This is a genomic window from Zhongshania sp., from assembly GCF_029212375.1.
GTDB lineage: Bacteria > Pseudomonadota > Gammaproteobacteria > Pseudomonadales > Spongiibacteraceae > Spongiibacter.
The window spans coordinates 252,375-275,874 of sequence record NZ_JARGNU010000002.1; the positions used below are offsets into that span (position 1 = coordinate 252,375).

Genomic DNA, 23,500 nt, shown 5'->3' on the forward strand with positions numbered 1-23,500 from the left:
TGCTCATGCTCGCAATTTGATGAGGAAGGAGTAGGTGCGCTGGTTTTGTCGCACAGCGCTGACTCAGTATTGGGTGTGTTACGAAATACGAGGAAGGACCGTGGTGAAAAAGTTCGATTACGATATGTTGGTGTTGGGCAGTGGTCCCGCAGGTGAAAGTGCTGCACTTAATGCGGTGAAGCACGGCAGTAGTGTGGTGGTGATTGAAGCGCAAGACACCGTCGGTGGCGCTTGCACCCATCAGGGCACATTGCCTTCTAAAGCCCTGCGTCATATGGTTAGGCAGGCGATTCGCTTTAATCAAACCCCTATTTTTCGCGAAATAGGTGATCCTCGTACTCTCACTTATCCGCGCTTGCTGAGCCACGCCAATGAGGTTATTTCTCGCCAAGTGGCAATGCGTAGCCGCTTCTACCACCGCAATCAAATTCCGCTAATTTGCGGGCTTGGCCGCTTTGTTGACGCGCACACCGTTGCGGTGCGTGGCGAGGATGGTCAGGAAGACGTCATTACGGCAGCGACGGTGGTTATTGCCACGGGCTCGCGGCCATATCAGCCCGCCAATATCGACTTTAAGCATCCGCGGGTTTACGACAGCGACAGCATTTTAAAAATGAATAACACCCCCAAGAAAATTATTGTGTATGGCGCGGGGGTGATTGGCTGCGAATACGCGTCGATATTTGCTGGTATTGGCATGAAGGTTGAACTCATCAATAGTCGCGATCGCCTATTGGAGTTTTTGGACGATGAAATTTCCGACGCCCTGAGCTACCAGCTGCGCAATACCGGCGTAATGATTCGTCACCGCGAGGTGTATAAATCGGTTGAAGCTAGCGATAAAGAAGTGGTGTTGCATTTGGAATCGGGTAAGCGCCTGCATGCCGATGCCCTGCTTTGGTGTAATGGCCGCAGCGGTAACACCGACGGTTTGGGGTTAGAGACTATTGGCTTGGAAACCGATCATCGCGGTCAGTTGGTGGTGAACGAGCACTATCAAACCACCGTGCCAAATATTTACGCGGCGGGCGATGTTATTGGTTGGCCCAGCTTGGCTAGCGCGGCCTACGATCAAGGTCGCTCGGCGGCTGCGTCGGCGCGGGGCAAGGAGAGCTGCCGTTTTGTTGACGATGTGCCGACCGGTATTTACACCCTGCCAGAGATTAGTTCGGTAGGGCTTACCGAGCGCGAACTCACCGAGGCAAAAGTGCCATATGAAGTGGGCCGTGCGTTTTTTAAAGACACTGCCCGCGGCCAGATCAGCGGCGAGACCGTGGGAATGCTCAAATTGCTATTCCATGTTGATACTTTGGAGATTCTTGGCATTCACTGCTTTGGTGCCGAGGCGGCCGAAATCATCCACATTGGTCAGGCAATAATGAAACAAAAGAACGGCGGTAATACGCTACGCTATTTTGTGACGACCACATTTAATTATCCGACCATGGCCGAGGCTTATCGTACTGCCGCCTTGAATGGTCTAAACCGCCTTTAATTGCGATGCAATCTGACGGCGACATATACCTACCTCTGCTGCATAAAAGTTAGTGGCTGCTCGCGCTTGCCGCGAGAGATTGTTGGCGATATTGCTGTAGGAATTTTGGCTTTGACGAAAGCTAAAAATTGGCGCGATGAAATAGTCGAAAATTTATATTGACAGAAATGCGAGATCATCATAAATAGTGCCCTGAACCACCACGGTTAGCCGAGGTGTTCATTCTGTATCGACGTAGTACTGGAGTGGGCAAGCAATGGCAAGTGACCTAGCAGATGACGATATCGACGATATCGTTGACGATGATTCCTCGAGCGCCGACTTTGACGAGCGTCGTGATATGGGGGGGCGCGACAGCAGTATCCGCCGTAAAATCGAGGAGCGCTTAGAGCGTAAACGCCTGATGGATGAACTGGATTTGTTGGACGATTTCGACCTGTAGTGATGTGTTGCGCCTTTCAACCGTGGGGCGAGCGCAAAGTTCATCAGCAAAACGCCACAATTTGTGGCGTTTTTCATTTATATCTCTTCGCTTTGCGCTACGGCTTGCTGAATTTCCTTCGCAGTAATACCATCGTTGTAACATAAGGGTATTTGCATGCAGTTGCCCTGAGCGTTACGGTAGGAGTCTGCCACTGGCCTAAACTATAGGCACAGCAATAATTAGTTCCATTTAACAACAGGATTTTGTAATGAACTGGAAAGCCTTGTCTGCGGTTGCGGTCATCGTCGGAATTGCGGCCTTCGTATGGTTTGTATTGGATCGTTCTGCCACTAGCGAATTTAACGATGAAGTTATGGCTACGGTGACGGACGACTCTGCAAAACCTGAAAAGACCGTTAAGGAAACCTTGGCGGTTGAATCTGAAGCCGATTACAGCGAAAAAGCGGCTGAAGTGCCAGAGCCGCCTGCCGAGATAAATGGCAGCGACGAACAGTTGCGCGCTGCTGCCGCTAAACTGTCTGCGCCTTTGGCGGGTTGGCTGCAACCCACCGAGCAAGTGCGCAAGTGGGTGTCGGCTATCGATCAACTCGCCACTTATCGCCTGCCCATTAAACATTTACCCATTGTGTACAATAAAGAGCCTTTTCTGGTGATTAAGTCCGAAAAAGGCTTGGTTAACGATCCGGGCAACTACCAGCGTTGGAACGGTATGATTTCTACTGTGACGGCGGCAGAACCTAAGAATTTGGCTATTTTTTATAAGAAATGGTCGCCGTTCTTAGAGGGAACCTACAATGAATTGGGTAATCCTCAATCCTTTGATAATCAGCTGCGAACCATGATTGAGCACTTGTTATTGGTTGAACCTATTCCTGAAGACGCCGCGTTTAAACGCCCCAAAGTTTTGTACGAGTATGTTGATCCCGTGCTGGAAAATGCCGACCCCCTGAGTAAGTGGATGTGGCGCTTAGGGCCGGACAATATGAAAAAACTTCAAGATTGGTTGCGTGAGCTGGAAAGTTACTTGTAAGCGATAAGCCCCGCCACATTAGCCAGTACCTTGCCTTGCACGGTACTGGCTGCTATCTCCACTACTTCTTTTAATTGCCAATAGTGCGAATTCTGCCAATGAGGTGGGGTTTGTCGCCAGATTTATCACGCAGCTCAAAATCCACGCCGTCAGCGAGGCTGTCGTAGTGCAATTGCACGCTGGTGGGTAAAAAAATTGGGGTTTTGAAATCGACATCGCAGGAATAGCTCACACTGTTGATTTCTGAACTCAATGCCGCCAAACACGCTGCCTTGCTCCACATGCCGTGAATGACCATGCGCTTAAAGCCCAATAATTTGGCGCTTATGTCGTGCAAATGAATCGGGTTGAAATCACCCGAGGCGCGCGCGTAGCTGCGCGCATCTTGACGGCCAATAGCAATGCTGCGGTTGTGGCTATAAACCCGAGGGCTGCTCCGCGCAGCTTTGGGCGCAGCGGCAACGTCGGTTTTACAGCGCGACAGGTAGCGACTGGTGTCTTCCCAAACCTTTTCATTGTCGACAAAGGCGCTACAGTGAAAGCTAAACTCGATACCTTTGTCGGTAATCTGATGACCAGCAACACGGCAGGTTAGGCGAACAGGGGTTTTGGCATTGATTGGTCGCAGCTGAGTAATACTATTACTTAGGTGTACGCAGCCCATGGGCGACACAGGGAATTGCTTGTCTAGCATCATTTTCATATGCAGGCGAAAGGCCTGAACGTGCAAGAAGCTGACGGGCAAAATAGTGTTGTCGGTATTAAAGCCACAGGCTTTGCGGTAGCGTTGTAATTGGCTATTAGCGCAAACGACCTTATCTACGTCTAAAGTGTAGCTGGGGAAGCGGGGGGCAGAGCTGGGCTTTTTGCGGGTAATCGCCGCTTTTAATAGCATCGGCAGCGTGCTGGGCAGGCGTTTCAGCCTCAACTCATTACTTGCGGTCATACAACTCTATCTCCATACTGGAAAATTCCAGTGGTGCGTGAGCTTGCAGTATAATGAAAAACTGCCTGCCAATAATTAGCCCGACCATGGTCTTTTATCTGGTTTTCGGCCAATAGCCACTGATTTAATCCTGTTCACCTTTATACACAATAGAAACGACGTTGAATGATTGAAGTAAGGTCCAAAAATCTCTCTGACCTCAGTGATTCCAGTTTTTTAATTCAACTGGTTTATCCCGCCATGCAGGCAATGGGCTTAGACGTAGAGCGTATTGTGAGCGAATGTCGGATATCGCCGGCTTTGCTACAAGATCGCAGCTCGCGTTTCCCCCACGCCGCCCAGCAGCAATTCTGGCGGGTGTTAGAAGAGGTGAGCGGCGATCCGCAGATTGGCCTGCACCTTGCCGACGCGGTGCAAGTATATCGAGGCCAAGTACTAGAATACCTGTTTTTAAGTAGCCCCAACTTTGGCGAGGGGCTTAAGCGCGCCCAGAATTACCAGCGCTTGGTAACCGACGCCATGCAGTTTGAGTTTCAGCTGGGGGAGGTGCAATCTAAATTGGTTTTGGGCTTCGCGGGTGATGATGGTCAAAGCCTTCGTCATCGCAACGAGTGTTTTACGCGCTTTTTAATTCGTTATTTTCAAGCCGTGACCGAGGGCGCGTTTGTTGCCGACGAAGTGAACTTGCGTCACGAGGCGGTGGGCGACGCGGCCGAGTACGCCAAGGTGATGGGCTGTTCGGTGAATTTCAAACAACAGGAAGCCTCGCTGGTTTTTGCCACCAGTATCCTGGCAACACCCTCTACCCATGCCGAGCCAGACTTGCTGCGCCTGCACGAGAAGCTGGCCAGTAAACAGCTAGAGCGGCTGTCGCGCCAAGATGTGGTGGGCGATGTGCGGCAAATCATTGCCGAAATGCTCGAGCTTGGCCAGCCGAGCTTAGAGAGCGTAGCGACTCGCTTAGATATGAATGAACGTGTGTTGCGGGCCAGATTAACCGAAGCCGGCACCAGCTTTAATCAGGTGTTAGCGGATTACCGCTGCGTATTGGCCAAGCGCCTGCTGGCGAGAACCGATGAAAGTATCGCCGACGTGGTTTACCTCACTGGCTTTTCGGAACCCAGTACATTTTATCGCGCGTTTAAACGCTGGACCGAATTAACCCCCATCGAATATCGCCAGCAAAAGAAGGCGGCGCAGAACGGTGTTAACGAGGCTGAGTAGTCCTCGCCAAGCTGGTTTTAAAAGTCATTGCGCTCCCGAAAAAAGCTCGCAAAGCGCGGTAGCCCCGTAGCGGTATAACCTTGGTATTTATACGTTATGGTGCTGCCAATTGCGGGTGGGCGGCGGCGCTGCTCATCGCTAAAGCCCGAGCCGATTTTAAATTCGCGCCCCGCTGGGGTTTTTACAATTAAGGCTCCCAGCATGCCATTGAATTTACCTTTGCCAGGAACGTGGCCAATAACGATCGCTTCGGCATCACTAAAGCGCTTCAGCTTCAATAAATCATCACTGCGTATACCGCGATACGGCGCGCTGCCTAAATGCAGCATCAGCCCTTCGCCGCCGCCGGCAATGACTGTGTCGAGCTCCTGCATCAATGCTGCTTCGTCATCGACCTTATACTGCTTTATTAATGCAATATAGGGGGAGTTGAAGGTGTGGAACAAAGTCTTGAGGCTTTGTAACCGCTGGTCGAAGTCACCCAATTCACTCGGGGCATCAAACACCATAAAGCGAATTTTTTGCCATTGGGCTGGATTGGGTATTTGGCGCCGTACTGCGCCGGAAACCTCGGCGAAATTTTCGCGCCCCATCCACAACTCGCCGTCTAGCGGGGTTTTGGGAAAGCTGCCGATAAACCACTGTGGCGCGGCAAAGGTATTTCCCTGGCGGGAGATAAGCTGGCGGCCATTCCAGTAGGCGCGAACGCCGTCGAGTTTTTCGCTAACCCAATAATCGCTAAGCCTAATATCACTGCGATAGGCTTTTGCTAGCATCAGTGCGGGTTTGTCTGGGTGTGAATCTGGTGTTACTGCGCGGCCTTGTTCTGCGTTACCGCAGAGTACAGTGAGCAACAAAAGCAATAGTACGCCTTGCTTGGCTAGCATAACGAATCGCTCCTTGATTTCGTTAGTTTTTGCGCCGCAGCGTTACGGCGGCGGCGAGGCTTAAGGATAATCCCCTATCGACGTTTCTTGCCACCTTACCCTACTCTGGGTTTGTGGAGGGCATCTTGTGTGAAATTGGACTTTGCAGATGTGTGTCGCGTCTACCCAGCGTTCCTTACTGATTCGTTGAGCTGCTGAAATTTATCGCTTTCTTAACTACCCGCTGCTGTTGATAAAACAGTATTGGTTTAAGGCGGCGACCTTTGCAGGATGCTGAATATATGGAATGAGGGTGTGTCCTTGAACGGTAAAGACCATATCGATATTTTGTGGCTGCTGGTTGCGGCGGGAATGGTACTGCTAATGCAAGCGGCGTTTCTGTGTGTAGAAAGTGGTCTTACTCGAACCAAGAACGCGATTAATGTCGCAATGAAAAACGTGGTCGACTTCGTCGTTGCGGTAATTCTGTTCTGGGTGCTTGGCTTTGGCATTATGTTCGGCGAAAGCGTTAACGGTTGGTTCGGGTTCTCCAATTTTCTCTCTGGGTCGTCGGGTTTTGACCCTTGGGAAGCGGTATTCTTCCTATTCCAAGCGATGTTCTGCGCAACCGCCGCCACCATAGTTTCGGGCGCGGTGGCAGAGCGCACGCGGTTTGATACCTATATTTTTCTCACTGTGCTTGCCAGCGCGGTAATTTACCCTTTGTTTGGCCACTGGGCGTGGGGCGGTGTGCTGGTGGGTGCTCCGGGTTGGCTTGCCGCCAGCGGATTTGTCGATTTTGCCGGTTCAACGGTCGTGCACAGTGTTGGTGGCTGGATAGCACTGGCAGCGGTATTGCTAATAGGCCCCCGTCGCGGCCGCTTTGTCGATGGTAAACCCCAGCAAATGCCGGCCTCTAATTTGCCGCTGTGTATGCTGGGCTTGGTGTTGTTTATCTTTGGCTGGATTGGTTTTAACGGCGGTAGCACTTTAGAAATGTCGATGGCGATTCCGGGCATCGTCATGAATACCATTCTTGCGGCCTGTGTGGGTTCGATTACTGCGGCTATGCTGCGCACGCGGTTGTCGCCAGACACTGACGGGCCTACGGCATTGATTAACGGTGCGCTTGCCGGTTTGGTGGCAATCACTGCCAGTTGTCACGCAGTTCACGCGGGGCAGGCGGCGATGATTGGCATGGGCGGGGCGGTGGTGATGTTACTTGGCGAGCGCTTATTGCTTAAAAACCAAGTTGACGACGCCATTGGCGCAATCCCCGTACACTTATTTGCCGGAATCTGGGGTACGGTTGCGGTCGCATTATTTGGTGACCTAGAAATACTCGGTACCGGGCTGTCGCGAATGGCGCAACTGCAAGTGCAGTTAGAGGGCATTGTGAGCTGCGGGCTGTTGGCCTTTGTATTGACTTACTGCGCCCTTAAAATTCGCGCTAGGCGCAGGCCTTTGCGGGTTAGCGCCGAAGCCGAGGATATTGGCTTGAATGTGGCTGAGCACGGCGCCAGAACGCCAATGCTAGATTTGCTCAATGCAATGGAGCTGCAGCGCACCAGCGGCGACTTGAGTGCGCGTGTGCCGGTTGAGCCGTTTACCGAAGTTGGCCAGATTGCCGGCCGTTACAATCGGGTAATGGAGGCCTTGGAGTCTGCCAATGAAAAAACTCGGCAGGTCTTGCGTGATATTCGCGACGGTATTATTACGTTTACCCGCGAAGGGGTGCTTACGAGCTTAAACCCTGGCGCCGAAAAACTACTTGGCCAAGAGGGCCGCTACGCGATTGGTAAGTCCCTAGTCGGGGTGCTTGAAAATGCTGGATTCACCACCGAGTCAGAATTTGTTGAGACCCTCTGCCAGCGGCGATTAAACCCTGCGCGCAGTAACGCTAAAGGCTTTGATTTGGAGCCAGTAATGCGCGAGGCAACGCGGTTAAGTGAAGGCCGTAGTGAACTGGTCCTAGAATTTACTTCCTTTAATACCCGCATTGACGGCAATGACGCGCCGGACACGTTCACTGCGCTAATCCGTGATATTTCTGAGCGCCGAGGTTTTGAGGATCAATTATTTGGCGAAAAGGAAATGGCTCAGGTGACCTTGGAGTCTTTGGGCGAGGGTGTTATTACCACTGACCCCGACGGTGAAGTTACCTACCTAAATGCGGTGGCGCAAAAAATTATAGGCTTAGCAAAAACCGATGCTCTACCTAAACGTTTGGCAGATTGCTTTGAGTGTATAGATGAGCAGTCAGGCGAACCGATAGAAGTTGGCCGTCTGTCGCGCACTCACTTGCGAGTTGAGCGCCACAATGCGCTTACCCTGCGGCGTAAAAAAGACGGCACCGAGGTGACGGTAAAATGCACTTCGTCACCGATTCGCAATCGTCACTTTGAGCCGGTAGGCACTGTTATTGTGTTTCAGGATGTGTCGCAGGAGCGCGAGCTGGAGCAGAAACTGAGTTATCAAGCTGCTCACGACGTGGTGACCGGCTTGATTAACCGCCGCGAGTTTGAGCATCGCCTGCGCGAAGCCCTGCACCTTGCCAAGATTGATGATAGTTGCCATGTGCTCTGCTATATCGATCTCGACCAATTTAAGATTGTTAACGATACTTGCGGGCACCATGCGGGCGACGAACTCCTGCGCCAGCTCGGCAATGTATTTACCGAGAGTGTGCGGGGCAGCGATACCGTTGGCCGTTTAGGGGGTGATGAGTTTGGTGTGATATTCGGAAATTGTTCGCTAGAGCAGGGCGCTGTATTGGCCGAGAATATTCGCGCGGAAATTGAGCGCTACCGTTTTAAGTGGGGCGAGGGGATTTTCTCAGTGGGCGGCAGCCTTGGCGTGGTGGCAATTACCAAGGAGGTAGAGAGCGCGGAAGAGGTAATGGGTATGGCTGATACCGCCTGCTTTATGGCCAAAGACGGCGGTCGTAATCGCGTACACATTCATCAGCATGACGATGCCGAAATACTCGCGCGCCGCGGCGAAATGCACTGGGCGGCGCGAATTCAGCAAGCTATAGATGAAGACCGGCTGCGCCTTTACTACCAGTCTATTGTGCCGGCAGATAAAACTACACAAGCTGCGGTCGCCCACTACGAAATATTTGTGCGCATGCTTGATGAAAACAATGAAATTGTATCGCCAGGTTCGTTTATTCCCGCGGCAGAACGCTACGACCTAATGGTAGCTATTGATCGCTGGGTGGTGCGCAATACCTTGGCGTTTATCGGCAGCAAGCCCTGCGAGCCAGCTTGCTATGCAATTAACTTGTCGGGCTCGTCGATAACCAATGCCGACTTCCTTGCCGAAATTAAAGCCTGTATTACGCGCTACAAGGTTAAGCCAGAGTGGGTGTGTTTTGAAATCACCGAAACTGCCGCCATTGCCGACCTTGCCAAGGCGCGGGTTTTTATCACTGAGCTTAAGGAGATGGGTTGTCAATTTGCCCTAGATGATTTTGGTAGCGGCCTCTCGTCTTTCGGCTACCTCAAAAGCCTGCCAGTGGACTACCTAAAAATAGACGGCATTTTTGTGCGGGATATTCTTAACGACCCTATCGACAAGGCGCTGGTCGAGACCATTAATAATGTTGGGCACTTGATGAACCTCACCACCATAGCCGAATTCGTCGAGTCTAAAGAAATAATGGACACCCTTGCCGACATCGGTGTGGATCTGGTTCAGGGTTACCACATTGATAAACCTAAACCGATCACTGAGCTGCGTGCGCGATCGACTTGGCCTCGGTAGTGCGTAATAACAAATAATGCCTTTTTTATTGAGGTTTTGTGGTATTGCGTTGGCTTATTCAGCTGGAATTCCAAATAGAGCAACCGCTAGCATAATCAGCGCGAGCAACCCGTAAATAACACTACGGCGCCGGTCTTTGCGGTGATGTGCTATCAGCACTGCGTCTATGCACTGCAATAGGTAATAGAGTGCAAACGCGCGGGAGGCAAGGCTGATAACCTCAAAAATATTAGTGAGTAGGGTAATTGCAAGGGCGAGTGCGGTAACCAGCAAATAGGCGCGGCGCGGTGGTATTTTGCTGTGCGTGGCCTCGCTGAATAAACCGCCACCGCCAATGGTGTCGGCCACCGCTGCGCTGAATTGGCTCATTAACGCCGCAATAATTAATAGCGGCGGCAGCACCCAGCTGATTTGTGCGCCAAATTGAATAATCGCGGTCTCGCTAATACCCTGTTGGAGTCCGGCCACGGGCAAGATTAAAATAATGAATAGCAGATAGATTAGCGAGGATAGTCGCTGCGCGCGGCGCATGCTGCTAACGCGAGTTGCGGCGCTGTATTCATCCCCTAAATAGCGGGAGGTTTCAAAGCCCTGCACAATAATCAACATGCCCAGCAGGCTGCGCACGCTATCGCCATTGAATATTGGCAGGCTTGGAAAGGCGGCTAACGCGGGCTTACTTAGCAGCGATAGGTCGTAGCTTAACAGCCCCGCCAACAGCCCCGCTATAATTGCCAGTTTGACCGAGACCGCATATTTTTCTAACGACTCAAGCATCTGCAAGCCGCGCCAAATACCCAATACACCAATCACCAACAAAATACCGCCGGTAATCGATTTAGACGATAAAACGACGTTAGCCGGTAGCGCTTCAAGCACAAATGCAGCCAGTAACTGCAAATAAAACGATACCGATACTACATAGGCAAAAGCGAGCACTACTCGGGATAATTGTTCGCGTTGAGCTAGGCCAAGTGGTGGGGTTTGTTTTATTAGCAGGGGCTCAACATGCAATATGTTGTAACGCATTGCATCGCCTAAGCCGTAGGCGGTAATGACAATAAGCAGCATCGCGAGCACGGCATAGTTGCCAAAGCTGGAGGTGAGCAGCGGCGCAACCACCAAAAAACCACTGCCGATTATGGAGGCTAAGGGCGTGACCGTGGCGCGCCAGTCGCGAGCGCGGCGCAGAGCTGGCAGCATCAGTGCGGTTAATACCAAAGTTGTAATAAGTAGGACAGCGGCAGTAGTCAACGTCAGGGCATCCAGTTTTTGCGAGCGCACAGTGTACGGTAATGATACAAGCCTGCGGTGCTTATCTGCATAAGTGTCGGGTGGTGTATTATGGAAAGCATCAGCAGGTGGCATATTTTTAATAGGGTGTAATGAGTTTACTACGAATTCGAGCAGGACAATCTGCACTTGAGCATATTCGAAGCAAGGGGCTTAGCCCGTCTGATATTAGTGCGGTGTTCGGTGCCTCTGGCGCTGCGAAATGGCTGGCAATATACGGTTTAGACCGCGCTATATTTTCAGAGTGGCTGGTTGATGCTCCCCAGCCGATCAATCTGTTTGGCACCTCGGTAGGCGCCTTTAAATTGGCGGGGGCGTGCCGGCAGAATCCTGGCAAAGCGCTAGATGAATTGGCACACGCTTATATTGAACAATCCTACCCCAATGGCTTTAGTGCTGACCTTATCGATAGAGAAACTCAAAAATTATTGGACTCTGTTGTTGATGCAGCGGGGCTTGATGAAATCCTCAGTCATCCGGTGTTTCGGTATCACTGCGGTAGTGTACTGGCCAAAGGCGGGTTGGCGAGTACGTCGGTAACTCGGCAAAAATACGCAATGGCCATGGCCTTTGCGCTGAATGGCTTTGGCCGCAATATACACACAAAGATCATGCAGCGGGTGATATTTGCAGACGCCAGAGCCGATGGCACCCTAGCGGGTCGCGACGCCTACACGAGCCATAGAGTTGTGTTAAACCGCGACAATTTACGTGCTGCGATAACTGGCTCTGGCTCGATTCCGGTGGTGATGCACGGCGTGAGCGACATTGTTGGCGCGCCGGCGGGTATGCACCGCGACGGCGGCTTGCTCGATTATCACCCCGTGCCAGGTAACGTGTGGCAGGGGGATGGCTTGGTGCTCTACCCACATTTTTACTCAGAAGTTACTTCTGGCTGGTTTGATAAATACTTTTTTTGGCGCAAAACTCCTAAAGCCCTGCTTGATAAAGTGGTGTTAATCAGCCCGTCGGAATCCTTCTTGGCTTCCACTGAATTAGGCCGCATTCCTGATCGTCGCGATTTCCTGCGTATGCAGGGCGACGACCCACTGCGCAAACGCCTGTGGTGGGATTCTGCGAAACGGAGCCTAGAGCTGGGTGAGGCGTTTTTAACCTTGGCAAAGTCGGGAGATATTGGCTCAATAGTAGAGCCGATTTAAGCATTGTTAATAATGCGTTGTTAATACCGATTTTTATGGCAGCCTCGGCTCGGCTGAGGGAAAGAGTGTTTGCCAAGCCTCTTCTGCACCAGCGAGCAGGCTTAAGCCGTTGGGGTAGGGTTTTTGGCATGGCTCAGCATTGAGTTCTTTTGCAATATCTGCTGCGGCAGGGGAGAAGTAGACCTTTACTTCGCAATGCAGTCGCCCTTCTGATTCATGCCGCATAAAAATTGCCATATCTTTGGGCTGCTTGGCGTCGGTGTATCGAGTCAAAAAATAATTTTCGAGGGACGCAATGGCCTCTGATGCTAGCATCGCGTCACCGAGGTTTTTAGAGAACCAATTACTCAGCGAGGCTCTGGTTTTTATTGTGGTTGTAGCTTTCATTGCCGGTGCCCGCTGCTTGAAATGAACGTTAGCGTTTGGCTTTGCTAATGATAGTTTGATGCTCAGCTTTAATTGGCATAACGCTAAAGGGACTGACATTGGCGCCGCCAGTATTGCCTTGAGGTATCAGGCCAAACGCGGTTAATGCCGCCGCGCCAACCAAGCGAAGAATTTGACCAAGAAATTCTTTGCCACCGCAGTTTCTAACGGCCCATTTCAGCATTTGCCAGTGTACATTTACGTGCCAATAGGTTGATTCTTGGCCAATAATATGGGCGTTTTCTAGGTGATGAAATTCGTTAGCTGGATCACCGCTGGCGCGGGATTTGTCGGCCAATTCCAGCTCGGCCTGCACATGTGGTGCAATATTTCTTGTGAAATTACTCGTCATATTTATGCCTCCAAATGGACGCCATTTGGGTATCCATCGTAGCCGCTGCCGATAATATCTTGCCAATCTTAGATGATTTTTTTGCACAAAGAACCTTGTTGGGCTCTGTATTACGGGTTGATTTTAAATATATGCCAAAAAAATTAACGACGCGATATTTAGGCAGTATAGCTTCCTGCTTAGGCGAGCAAATCGAACTTGCCATATTGCCAAGATTCTTTTTGTGCACTGTTTTGTGTTTTGTTTGTATCGTATTTTTTGCAGCGATGGCTATCGGCTATATTGCACATAATGATTATAATGTGATGTAGGTCTCGTTTCGCGTGGTTTGCTGCGTGATTTTTCCGCAGGGATTGTAATTGTTTCGTCATGCATTATTTGGTCTAATAGTCTACCGGCCAATTTTGGCTCGACACACTGACAGATCCGCATTTTGCAATACCTGCTGTTGTGGGAAGTGTTGCATCTACTTAACCATATTCGTTACCCGCTACCGATACTTTTGCAGGTGATTTCCGCATAGCCAATGGAGATATTCCCTATGGTGCTACCTCATAAAATTTTCACAGGCTTGGCATTTTCGCTGATCTTGTCACAGGCCGGCCACGTAGCCGCTGATCCGATTACTGACTTTTTGGAGTCAATTGGTGCTGGTCAATTGCAGAATGTTACGCAACCAGTGGGCGATATCAGTGCTTCGGTATTAGATCCCAACGGTACCGGCGATAATGATTTTGTTGGTGCTGATTTATTGAATTCTGAAAATGATCTGGGCGCCACGCTAGCGTCAGGCGAGTTGCTTGGATTCGGCAATAATACGGGAACCGCGACAGCAATTCCTCTGGATGCTTTAGGTTTGAGCCAATTGCTGGATGCCTTAGGCTTGACCTACGACACTGGATTGGCAACTCAATTGCGTGGGCTGCTGGGTCCAGATGGCACTGTTACCCTCACCGTTGTCGATAGCATTGACCAACTGACGGCAATGATTAGTGATGGCAGTTTACAAGTAAGTGAATTGGGCGGCTTGCCAGGTTTGAATGACCAACCCTTGGGTTTGGCTATTTTGGGTGAACCCAATTCTGGCAACGCAAGCGCTGATGGTTTGGCGGGTATTGCTCTGCTAACAGATGGCGCCTCTGGAAATGGCGGCTTAATCGGCTTGTCAGTTCTTGGCGGAAACAATGCTGGCAACGGTGACCTTATCGGGGTTTCTGTGCTAGGTGGTGCCAATAGTGGCAATAGCGACACGCTTGGCGTTGCCGTGTTAAACGGCAGTGATAGTGGTAACGGTGGCAGTGTTGGCGCCGGTGTTTTAAATGGTGACAATAGTGCCAATGGCGATTCTGCTGCGGTGGGTGTGCTCAATGGTAATAATTCTGCCAATGCTGATGCACTGGCTATTGCCGCACTAAACGACGATAACTCGGGCAACTCTGATTTTGGTTCGGTAGCGGCATTAAATGGCGATAATTCCGGTAATACCGGTACGCTAGCGGTGGCGGCAATCAATGGCGCAAATTCAGGTAATACCGACTTCACCAGTGTTGCCGCGCTGAATGGGCCTAACTCTGGCGCCGGCGGTGCCATTACGGTTGCAGCGATTAATACTCCTAGCAATGAAGACAACAGTGGCGCGACGGATTGTACTGCTTCCGGCGCAACAGGTTGCCCTAACACTGAATTTTTGAAACAAATGGATGGCTGTATCGATAGTGATAGCGATGGCGTTTGCAACGAGTATGACCAGTGTGCAGATACCCCTGCTGCCACTTTGGTTGATTTCGATGGCTGCATTCCACCCGATGGTGAAGAGGTGCTTAAAGAAGGTGTGCCATTGGTATTGCGTGGCGTCAATTTTGAATTTGACAAAGACGTGCTGACGTCTGTTTCTACACCGATATTGGAACATGCGGTAAGCGTGCTAAATGCTCAACCTGAGGCCTTGGTGTCCATCGATGGCCACACTGATTCAAAAGGTGACGATGACTACAATCAACGCCTGTCTTATCGCCGTGCACGCACAGTTTACTTGTACCTTGTTAATTCAGGTATCGACGGAGATCGCTTAGTGTACCGTGGTGCTGGCGAAAGTATGCCGATAGCCCCAAACACCTACGAGGACGGCAGCGACAATCCAATTGGACGTGCAGAAAACCGCCGAGTTGAACTGAACATTCTCTCACCGGAAGATTTTGCGGTAGCAAAGCAAAATAACGAACAAGATTAATAAAACCACAGAATTGTAAGGAGCGCTAAGTCGCGCTGTACTAAATGATATTTGCGAGTTGATGCACATCAGACAGATCGGCATCGGCTTGCATAAACTGAATATTGATTATTAAGGGATGGGCACTATGGCTATTGATCTTCCTCCGGCGCTTCCGCCACAGTTAGTAACACTGCAAGAAATTCAATCCTATTCATCGGGCGCGCCATACGTGGGTAATGTGAATGGCTACCAGCTGAATATTAGCGGCCAACACTATTTGAGTAACGATGAGTTAGACCGAGTGATGGCTGCGGCCAAAACAACGTCGCAGGCCATTATTTTGATGAATGCGCAAGTCGCGTTAAAAGGCCACTATTTAGTCAGTATGGTTTACGTGCCAGACGGTAAAGTGGTTTATGTGCACGCCGTTCAGAAGCGAGTGAGCCGTGTTGAGGGTGAAGGCATTGCTGGCTACTTCGACTCGATTGTCGGCGACGTTGATTTAACCCGCAGTGAATTTGATCGCGCGCGCGTAATGGCCAATGTTAAAAGCGAGCGAGTTGGTGTGAACTACACCAGTTCTTTTCGTGTTGATAACGACGGCGAAGGCGTCACCCTCGTACTTAATCCGCAGCCGGTTGAAGATCACGACGCCACTGACCTAATCCTGCAGCTTGGTAATCAGGGCAGTCGTTATGTAGGTCGCTACTTTGGTGACATCGCACTTAACCACAACTTTAGCGGTGGCGCTAAAGGGTCTATTGGGTATGAGACGGCGTTTACCGAGTGGGGTGAATCTCGCGGAGGCGAAGATTATCACCGCATACAAATAGGCTTGGATAAACCCTTTGCGTCGGGATTGTACGGCGTAACAGCAAGTCATGTTGAATACGCGCAGAACCTTGGCAGTAACGCTGGTGACGCTGGGTCCCAAGGCTTGTGTCAGGTATTGGGGGCACTGGGCTTGTGTACGCCGGCTGCGTCCGCAAGTGCTAGTGTCGATTTAGAGGCGGACATAAATGTTGTCGGCTTAAGCGGTGAACAAGTGCTCGCTAGCGACCTTGATTATCGCTTTAATCTGTTTGAACGTTTGGATTATGTTGATTCGCAAATTGACGTCGATGGCTTTGACCCCATACAAGATGAAAAATACGCCACACTAGAGTTAGGCGTAAAGTACTTCGCCGCACACGCCATCAGTAATCAGCGCTTGTTACGTTGGTCGGCGCAGTTGTCGGTAAAAGGCGGCGTGACTGGCGATGATGGCACCTTAGGTACATATGACGACTTTATAGCGGCTAATCCCGCTGCGGCCCTGTCAGCACAGATTTCGCCAGCAGCGCGCACCGCTGAATTTATTACCCTGAAACCGAAATTATCTCTCAAGCTCCCCGTGAGCGATGCGGGCTCATTTAACATTAATGTGTTAGCCCAATATTCGGATGAGCAAGTACCTCAGCAGCAGCAGTGGGTACTGGGTGGCATGAGTTCGATCAGCGCGTATCTGCCTGGTGTATTGGCAGGTGACAGCGGTTATTTTGGTATTGCTAACTATGAGCATCAAATTGACTTTTCAGGCGTGAAGATCACTGGCTCAATATTCACCGAATACGGCGCAGCGTGGTATGAAAATGTTTCGGGTGCAGCGGGTGACGAGCGCAGTATTGCCGACGCCGGTGTGCGTGTAAGCGCAGACTTCGGCTGGGGGCTTACTCTGGATGCGGTCGCGGCACGTAATATTGCTGACGATGGTTTCGACGTTAACGACGAGATCGAGCGCCTAGAAACCGATTTCTACGTAGTACTCAAAAAAGTCTTCTGACCAAAGGGAGGCAGCTTCCCTGCAGGGCGTGATTAGCGCGCAATGTTGGGAAGTGTTGTGATTCGCTCAGTACCCAAAGTGGCCTTTAAGCTTACGGTTTATATACGGATGCTACGATTGAGTTTGAGTGCGTCACATAGACCGCGTTTCTAGACTTGTTGCAGCGGGCTTAGCATAATTTTCCCCGCCTTAATTGAACCCCGCAGCTACTATTAGCTGCGGGGTTTTTTGGTTTTTGGGGCTAAACTAACGCTTACGCACCAAACCAGGATTGGCCGCAAACACGCACAGTATTACCGCTAACACCGCGTGAAGCCGGATTGCCGAAGAAGGCGATTGTTTCAGCTACATCTACCGGTAGGCCGCCTTGGGATAGCGAGTTTAAACGGCGGCCAAACATGCGGGTGAACAGGGGAATGGCCGCGGTCATGGCGGTTTCAATAAAGCCAGGCGCCACGGCGTTAACAGTAATGTTGCGCGCCGCCAGCTCTTCTGATTTGGCCATAAAGTCGACATAGCCAATAACACCGGCTTTAGATGCCGCGTAGTTGGTTTGGCCGCGCTGGCCGCCGATGCCGTTCATAGAAGAAACACCAATGATGCTGCCGCCATCGTTAAGCGCGCCGCTGCTGAGCAGCTCGCTGGTAATGCGCTGGGCAGCGGCGAGGTTGATGTCTAAAGTCATCTGCCAGAACTGCTCAGACATATTGGCAATGGTTTTGTCGCGGGTTACACCGGCGTTGTGAACTACAATGTCGGCGCCGCCCAAAGCTTTAAGGGCTGCGGCGATTTTTGCGGGGGCATCGCTGCTGGTAATGTCGGCAATAACTGGCTGGCCTTTAAGGCGAGTCATGACCAATGCGAGTTCTTTTTCCATTTGCACTACATCGACACCAACAACGGTGGCGCCGTCACGGGCAAGGGTTTCGGCAATGGCTTCGCCAATGCCCCGCGAGGCACCAGTAACGAGGGCGATTTTGCCTGCCAAAGGTTTGTGCCAATCGGCGGTTTCGTTTACTGCGGCGCTGCGCACTTTTATAACTTGGCCACTAATGTAGGCAGACTTGGGCGACAGCACAAAGCGCAGGCTGCTGTCTAGGTTGGCTTCGGCGCCTTCGGCGACGGTAATCAGCTGGGCGGTTGCGCCCTTGCTACCAACTTCTTTGGCCAGTGAGCGGCTCAGGCCCTCTAAGGCGCGCTGGGCAGCGGCCGCTTCGGGGGTGGCGCACTCCATGTGCGGCCGGCCCAGAATAACAATGCGGCCGCTGGGGCGTAATTTGCGAATATTGGCGTTGAAGAAGCGGTAGGCTTGAATTAATTGCAGTCCGTCGGTAAAGCCACTGCCGTCAAAAACCAGTGCCTGGTAGCGCTCAGCGACCACCGTTTCTGGGGCCTTGCTGGCTTGGGCGGCGCACTCAGTGGTTAGCGCGAGGCTGGCGTCGCTGTCGTTAAGATTGCGCAGGGTGGCATCAACTAACTGCGCGTTGTTGCCCGCACCGAACAGCAGGGCGCCCGAGAAAAAGTTATTTTGCTCGGCGTGGTAGCGCAATAATTCGGTGGGTACGGTTACGCCGAGCGCGCCCATGATTTTTTTGCCGACGCTGGAATTGATCAAATTTTCGATTTTGTCGCTCATGCTGTGTGCTCCGCAGCCCTATGGGGCTATTGTCTGAATTCAGTTTACATTGCCTAGGCTCAGGGGTATTTTTTGCTAATGTTGGCCCGACAATTTCTTGATAACTGCGTTGTGTTGGGCATTGTAACGACTCTATAAGCTAACATGATTGACAGTGGCGCGCCTGCTGGCCGTCGCTTCAGCCAATGCTGGGGAATTCAGGCTTGTTACACTGCGCGCACTTTAGGCTTTACTCAATATCCTTATTTTTAATACTGAGGTCCAGATATGACACAGGCTATTAAGCGCGTTGCAATTATTGGCGGTAACCGTATTCCCTTTACTCGCTCCAACACTGCGTATTTTGGCGTCAGCAATCAGACAATGCTCACTGCGGCCATAGAAGGCTTGGTGCAGCGCTATAATTTGCAGGGCGAGTGTTTGGGCGAAGTGGCCGCCGGTGCGGTGATGAAGCACAGCCGCGACTTTAACCTAACGCGAGAATCGGTATTGGGCACCTCGCTGCACGCCAATACCCCGTGTTTTGATATTCAGCAAGCCTGTGGCACTGGCTTGCAGGCCATTAATTTGGTGGCCAACAAAATCGCCCTCGGTCAGATTGATGCCGGTATTGCCGGTGGCGTTGATACCACCTCTGATGCGCCGATTGGTGTGAGCGAAGGTCTGCGTAAAATTTTACTGCAAGTCAACAAGGCGCGCTCGTTTGGCGAACGCGTTAAGCCCTTCCTGCAGCTGCGCGCTAAAGACGTGGGCGTGTTGATTCCCGCCAATGCTGAGCCGCGCACCCGCATGTCGATGGGCGGTCACACCGAAATTACCGCCAAAGCGTGGCAAATTCCCCGCGACCAGCAAGACGAGTTGGCGGCGGCAAGTCACCAGAACTTAGCGGCAGCTTACGATCGCGGCTTTTTCAGCGACTTAATTACGCCGTTCAATGGCGTGAACAAAGACAATATTCTGCGTCCCGATACCACCGCAGAAAAGTTAGCCGGCTTAAAGCCAGCTTTTGACAAAGAAAGCGGGCAGGGCACGTTAACGGCTGGTAACTCATCTACCCTAACCGACGGTGCTTCCGTGGTGTTATTGGCCAGTGAAGAGTGGGCTGCTGAACATAACTTGCCAGTTCGCGCATATTTGAGCTTTGTCGAAACCGCAGCGGTGGACTTTTTCGGTAAAGATGGCGCCTCTGAGAAAGAAGGATTACTTCTGGCTCCAGCCTACGCTGTGCCACGGATGCTGGCTAAAGCGGGCTTGAGCTTGCAGGATTTTGACTATTACGAAATTCACGAAGCCTTTGCCGCTCAGGTCTTGGCAACAATGAAGGCATGGGAAGATGAGTCGTTCTGTAAAGACAAGTTGGGACTAGATAAAGCACTGGGTAGTATTGATCGCAGCAAACTGAATGTGAACGGCAGTTCATTGGCGGCGGGTCATCCCTTTGCGGCTACAGGCGGTCGTATTGTAGCGACCTTGGCAAAAATGCTTGAAGAGAAGGGCAGCGGTCGCGGCTTGATTTCGATCTGCGCGGCAGGCGGTCAGGGCGTAACGGCGATTATTGAGCGTTAAGTTCGCTGCGCCTCTTTGGGGAGGCTTTCGCGTTTTAAATAAAAGGCCAGCTTAAGGAAGCTGGCCTTTTTGTTTTTCTGCAGTGCATTATTTTCCGTAGCTAGCACAATCGCCTAGCTCAAAGCCCATTACTTTTTCGTCTGCACAGGCGCTACAGGCATTGCCGTAGGTTTGGTGGCGCTTTGACGGGCAGGGCGTTGTTACGCAGCGAATGCCGGTGTCAACATGGCCGCAGACGGGCTTGTATTCTCTGGTACACATCTCTGGGCGAGGCGCTTCGCAGGTTTTAAAACCCTCGACAACGGCAGCATCGGGTGCCGGCTTAGAGCTTGCGCAGGCGCTGAGTAAGCCCCCCGCCAACAGCAATAATAAGCTTAGTTTCACAGCGCGTAGGTAAATAGTTGATGGCATCGGTCGGTCCATTGTTGTGCGTGGTTAAGAGGTATCAGGTACGGCAAGGGAACCCTGAGTCCAAAAAGTCATCATAGTAAACAGCTATCGTATCTATCGTAATTAAAAATTTTAGATATGGATAGGCTTTTGCTAGTCTGGCATCAAGACTTAGAAATTCACAGGAGTATGTCATGGAAAACATTGATATTGGTATTAGCGAAGCAAACCGTGAAGAGATCGCGGGTGGCTTAAAAGCTTTGCTTGCTGATTCTTACACCTTGTACCTACAAACTCACAACTTTCATTGGAATGTGACCGGCCCGCGTTTTCGCGATCTGCATTTGATGTTTGAAGAGCATTACACTGAATTGGCGGTGGCGGTTGATGATATTGCCGAGCGCATTCGTACGCTTGACGTTGCTGCGCCGGGTACCTACAAGGAGTTTGCGCGTTTAAGTTCGATTGAAGAGATTGACGGTGTGCCCTCTGCCGAGGACATGGTCGACATCCTTACCCGTGGCCACGAGCAAGTTGTAAAAAGCTGCCGCGCGGCCTTAAAAGTGGCGCAGCAGGGCGATGATGAGTCTACCGCCTCGCTGGTGTCTGACCGCATGCGCATACACGAGAAAACCGCGTGGATGCTGCGTGCCATTAATAAATAAGTTGGTTTTGTATTTTTCTTTGTAACAAGGCCTAGCGCGCCTCGTCTTAATTGCATATCCAAGGTCGGCCACTGCTCGGCGGCCTTGTGCTCTGTTCGCAACGTGGAGTATGTGCAATGAACATGCGAGGTGCAGTGGCAACGCTGTTATGCGTGCTGGCAACTGCCAATGCGCAATCTCTAGAGCTGCGCAGCGCTACAATGGCAACGGCAACTATTGAGCTATACACCTCTGAGGGGTGTAGCAGTTGTCCGCCAGCCGATGTGTGGTTGTCTTCCCTTAAATACGATCCCCAATTATTTACGCGCTTTATTCCCATGGCTTTTCATGTGGATTACTGGAATCAGCTGGGTTGGCGAGATCGCTTTTCCGCAGCGGCTTACTCTACTCGCCAGCGGCAAATGCAGGCTCATGCTGTGTTGTCGCAGGTGTATACCCCAGGTTTTGTGGTGAACAACGCAGAATGGCGGGGGTGGTTTAAACGCGGCAGTAAGCCGTCGGCGGCGCAGCTTGTGAATCCAAACCGAGACGCAGGCGTGCTAACGGCGCTATGGGAAAGCCCAGACGATTTCATTGCGGTGGATTTTAAGCCTCAGGTGTTAGCAGATAAGTCGCTATGGGCAAATATTGCGATATTGGGTATGGGCTTAACAACACAAGTACAGCGCGGTGAAAATAGTGGTAGAACCTTGGCCCACGACTTTGTGGTGTTGAGCCTGGAGCGGCAGCCGCTTGCAGGCGATATTTCTGATAGTTACAGTGCGCGGTTTAAGCCGCCCAGTATCCCTGAGCGGGGACAGCAGCAGAGTGTTTTGGTGGTGTGGGTGTCTGCGGGAAATTCGCCGGCAATCGTGCAGGCGGTAGCGGGGATTTTAGAGTGATGTACTTGCTTAGGCTCACACCGCACTTGGGATTTTGCCCGTGTTTCCCCGTTTCACTTCGTACATTCTTTGGTCTGCGACTTTGAGCAATGATTCGTAATCTTCGCCGTGTCTAGGATAGACCGCATAGCCGATGCTAACGGAGATTTGATAAGAGAGATTTTCTAATTGTATTGGCTCGGCCAAGGCCTTGGAATATGAATATATTTTCTTCTGTATTATTTCACTGTCGCCTAGGCCTGGTAATAGCATGCAAAACTCGTCACCGCCAAGGCGAGCGACAATGTCGCTGCCGCGACTTTGGCTGCGTAAACGCCTGCCAAATTTCACTAAAATAATATCGCCGCAGTGATGGCCAAGGGTGTCATTAATTTTTTTAAAATCGTTTAAATCAAAATACAAAACGCAGAAGACGCTGTCGTTAAGTTTGGCGTTAAATATTGCGCGCTCGATCTCTTTAATAAAATGACGACGATTGGCTAAATCTGTGAGGCTGTCGTGGTGTGCTAAATGCACAACATTGCGGTGCTCAGCGTCCACGAGTTTGCGCAGTTTTCGGGTTGATAGATCGTAGTGCACCGTAATAAAAATAGTAAATGCCGTGGCGGTGAAGATGCCGACAAACTCGGCCAGAATTTGAGTTTGTGGCGCTACTACATTCATTACAACAACACCTTTTTGCGCCGCTAAATAGAGGCACAGGCTTGCAATAAATACAATGGCACTCCAAATAACTCCCGCTACGGCGCCAATGCTAAGGGTAGCCAAGGCGGGAATAATAACGATACAGGGCGTTATAGGCGAATAAATGCCGCCGGTGTTTAGGACAACATAGAGTAGCCCGCAACTGAGTGTGGTGATGAAAATATTTACAGCCAAAAACAAGCGGTTAGCGAGACGAATTGTAAATAATGAAACGATAATGCCGCCGATGGCGAATAATGAAAATTCGCTTAATAAATTGCGGCTTTCTATTTCGATATGTTCCCAAAACTGACTGGCAAGTACTACTGTTGTAATGTAAAACAGCGTTGCCCACAGCACTCTTACAACAAAGCGGTTTCGATGTAATTTATAGTCGCTTATTCCGCTTGCGTTGGGCAACCACGGTTCGATGAGGTGGGTTTTAAATAAGCTGCGGATTCTATGCGTCGGGGTCCGTCTCGATGTTGGAAATCATTATTTTTGTGCAATGGAATGCACGCTCCATTACTCACTACACCAAATACCTCCCGTGTAATGTAGTGAATTGTCATCATAGTCAATAATGGCGCTGCTCGCTACCGCATTGCTGGAAAACCATAAAGTATGCAAGGCATGGTT

Annotated in this window: 20 protein-coding genes; 12 read left to right on the forward strand and 8 right to left on the reverse strand. The window is 51.0% G+C overall.

Features of this window, described 5'->3' with window-relative positions; translation table 11 throughout:
- The first annotated feature begins 103 nt into the window (after nt 1-103).
- The 3 genes from sthA to P1U47_RS03215 all read left to right on the forward strand — a co-directional run bounded on the left by sthA (nt 104) and on the right by P1U47_RS03215 (nt 2,970).
- Nucleotides 104-1,495 carry a Si-specific NAD(P)(+) transhydrogenase gene (gene sthA / locus P1U47_RS03205; RefSeq protein ID WP_301027117.1) on the forward strand — a complete coding sequence of 464 codons (1,392 nt, stop codon included), beginning with the start codon at nt 104-106 and terminating at the stop codon, nt 1,493-1,495.
- Between the two features lie 256 nt (nt 1,496-1,751).
- Nucleotides 1,752-1,937 (forward strand): PA3496 family putative envelope integrity protein, encoded by a 186-nt coding sequence (locus tag P1U47_RS03210; protein ID WP_301027119.1) that lies wholly within the window; start codon nt 1,752-1,754, stop codon nt 1,935-1,937.
- Between the two features lie 250 nt (nt 1,938-2,187).
- Nucleotides 2,188-2,970 carry a DUF3014 domain-containing protein gene (locus tag P1U47_RS03215; protein WP_301027120.1) on the forward strand — a complete coding sequence of 261 codons (783 nt, stop codon included), beginning with the start codon at nt 2,188-2,190 and terminating at the stop codon, nt 2,968-2,970.
- Nucleotides 2,971-3,040: 70 nt separating this feature from the next.
- Here P1U47_RS03215 and P1U47_RS03220 read toward each other — a convergent pair whose 3' ends face one another.
- Nucleotides 3,041-3,916 (reverse strand): MaoC/PaaZ C-terminal domain-containing protein, encoded by an 876-nt coding sequence (locus P1U47_RS03220; RefSeq protein ID WP_301027121.1) that lies wholly within the window; start codon nt 3,914-3,916, stop codon nt 3,041-3,043.
- Nucleotides 3,917-4,081: 165 nt separating this feature from the next.
- Between P1U47_RS03220 and P1U47_RS03225 the strand changes: the two genes are divergently transcribed.
- Complete coding sequence (locus P1U47_RS03225; RefSeq protein ID WP_301027122.1) at nt 4,082-5,140, forward strand: AraC family transcriptional regulator; 1,059 nt, start codon at nt 4,082-4,084, stop codon at nt 5,138-5,140.
- A gap of 17 nt (nt 5,141-5,157) precedes the next feature.
- On the opposite strand, the gene P1U47_RS03230 is transcribed toward P1U47_RS03225, so the two are convergent.
- Entirely contained in the window at nt 5,158-6,027 is an 870-nt protein-coding gene (locus tag P1U47_RS03230; RefSeq protein WP_301027123.1) for a DNA ligase, read from the reverse strand.
- Nucleotides 6,028-6,321: 294 nt separating this feature from the next.
- Here P1U47_RS03230 and amt point away from each other — a divergent pair, with 294 nt between their 5' ends.
- A complete protein-coding gene (amt, locus tag P1U47_RS03235) occupies nt 6,322-9,774 on the forward strand; it encodes an ammonium transporter (protein ID WP_301027124.1) in 3,453 nt (1,150 codons plus the stop codon).
- Nucleotides 9,775-9,828: 54 nt separating this feature from the next.
- Here the strand turns inward: amt and P1U47_RS03240 are convergent, their stop codons facing one another.
- Complete coding sequence (locus P1U47_RS03240) at nt 9,829-11,028, reverse strand: hypothetical protein (protein ID WP_301027125.1); 1,200 nt, start codon at nt 11,026-11,028, stop codon at nt 9,829-9,831.
- A gap of 131 nt (nt 11,029-11,159) precedes the next feature.
- On the opposite strand from P1U47_RS03240, the gene P1U47_RS03245 reads away from it, so the two are divergent.
- Nucleotides 11,160-12,227, forward strand: coding sequence for a hypothetical protein (locus tag P1U47_RS03245; protein ID WP_301027126.1), 1,068 nt, complete (start codon nt 11,160-11,162; stop codon nt 12,225-12,227).
- Nucleotides 12,228-12,260: 33 nt separating this feature from the next.
- Here P1U47_RS03245 and P1U47_RS03250 read toward each other — a convergent pair whose 3' ends face one another.
- Both P1U47_RS03250 and P1U47_RS03255 read right to left on the reverse strand, forming a co-directional pair.
- Nucleotides 12,261-12,614 carry a hypothetical protein gene (locus P1U47_RS03250; RefSeq protein ID WP_301027127.1) on the reverse strand — a complete coding sequence of 118 codons (354 nt, stop codon included), beginning with the start codon at nt 12,612-12,614 and terminating at the stop codon, nt 12,261-12,263.
- A 28-nt stretch (nt 12,615-12,642) separates the two neighbouring features.
- Nucleotides 12,643-13,005: a DUF3703 domain-containing protein gene (locus P1U47_RS03255; protein ID WP_301027128.1), complete on the reverse strand. Its 363-nt coding sequence runs from the start codon at nt 13,003-13,005 to the stop codon at nt 12,643-12,645.
- Between the two features lie 14 nt (nt 13,006-13,019).
- On the opposite strand from P1U47_RS03255, the gene P1U47_RS03260 reads away from it, so the two are divergent.
- From P1U47_RS03260 to P1U47_RS03270, 3 genes are all read left to right on the forward strand, one after another.
- A complete protein-coding gene (locus P1U47_RS03260; RefSeq protein ID WP_301027129.1) occupies nt 13,020-13,316 on the forward strand; it encodes a hypothetical protein in 297 nt (98 codons plus the stop codon).
- 230 nt (nt 13,317-13,546) lie between these two features.
- Nucleotides 13,547-15,235: an OmpA family protein gene (locus P1U47_RS03265; protein WP_301027130.1), complete on the forward strand. Its 1,689-nt coding sequence runs from the start codon at nt 13,547-13,549 to the stop codon at nt 15,233-15,235.
- Nucleotides 15,236-15,362: 127 nt separating this feature from the next.
- Entirely contained in the window at nt 15,363-17,039 is a 1,677-nt protein-coding gene (locus P1U47_RS03270) for a ShlB/FhaC/HecB family hemolysin secretion/activation protein (RefSeq protein WP_301027131.1), read from the forward strand.
- Nucleotides 17,040-17,292: 253 nt separating this feature from the next.
- Here the strand turns inward: P1U47_RS03270 and P1U47_RS03275 are convergent, their stop codons facing one another.
- The gene (locus tag P1U47_RS03275; protein WP_301027132.1) at nt 17,293-18,675 is read right to left on the reverse strand and encodes a 3-oxoacyl-ACP reductase; all 1,383 of its coding nucleotides are present in this window, start codon (nt 18,673-18,675) and stop codon (nt 17,293-17,295) included.
- Between the two features lie 267 nt (nt 18,676-18,942).
- On the opposite strand from P1U47_RS03275, the gene P1U47_RS03280 reads away from it, so the two are divergent.
- Nucleotides 18,943-20,241 carry an acetyl-CoA C-acetyltransferase gene (locus P1U47_RS03280; RefSeq protein WP_301027133.1) on the forward strand — a complete coding sequence of 433 codons (1,299 nt, stop codon included), beginning with the start codon at nt 18,943-18,945 and terminating at the stop codon, nt 20,239-20,241.
- Between the two features lie 87 nt (nt 20,242-20,328).
- Here the strand turns inward: P1U47_RS03280 and P1U47_RS03285 are convergent, their stop codons facing one another.
- Nucleotides 20,329-20,652, reverse strand: a complete 324-nt coding sequence (locus tag P1U47_RS03285; RefSeq protein ID WP_301027134.1) for a hypothetical protein — start codon at nt 20,650-20,652, stop codon at nt 20,329-20,331.
- Nucleotides 20,653-20,825: 173 nt separating this feature from the next.
- Here P1U47_RS03285 and P1U47_RS03290 point away from each other — a divergent pair, with 173 nt between their 5' ends.
- Together P1U47_RS03290 and P1U47_RS03295 are read left to right on the forward strand one after the other, a co-directional pair.
- On the forward strand, nt 20,826-21,296 hold the full coding sequence (locus P1U47_RS03290) for a Dps family protein (protein ID WP_301027135.1): 471 nt from the start codon (nt 20,826-20,828) through the stop codon (nt 21,294-21,296).
- A 116-nt stretch (nt 21,297-21,412) separates the two neighbouring features.
- Nucleotides 21,413-22,177 carry a DUF1223 domain-containing protein gene (locus tag P1U47_RS03295; protein ID WP_301027136.1) on the forward strand — a complete coding sequence of 255 codons (765 nt, stop codon included), beginning with the start codon at nt 21,413-21,415 and terminating at the stop codon, nt 22,175-22,177.
- Between the two features lie 15 nt (nt 22,178-22,192).
- On the opposite strand, the gene P1U47_RS03300 is transcribed toward P1U47_RS03295, so the two are convergent.
- Nucleotides 22,193-23,281, reverse strand: a complete 1,089-nt coding sequence (locus tag P1U47_RS03300) for a diguanylate cyclase (protein ID WP_301027138.1) — start codon at nt 23,279-23,281, stop codon at nt 22,193-22,195.
- Nucleotides 23,282-23,500 lie beyond the last annotated feature (219 nt).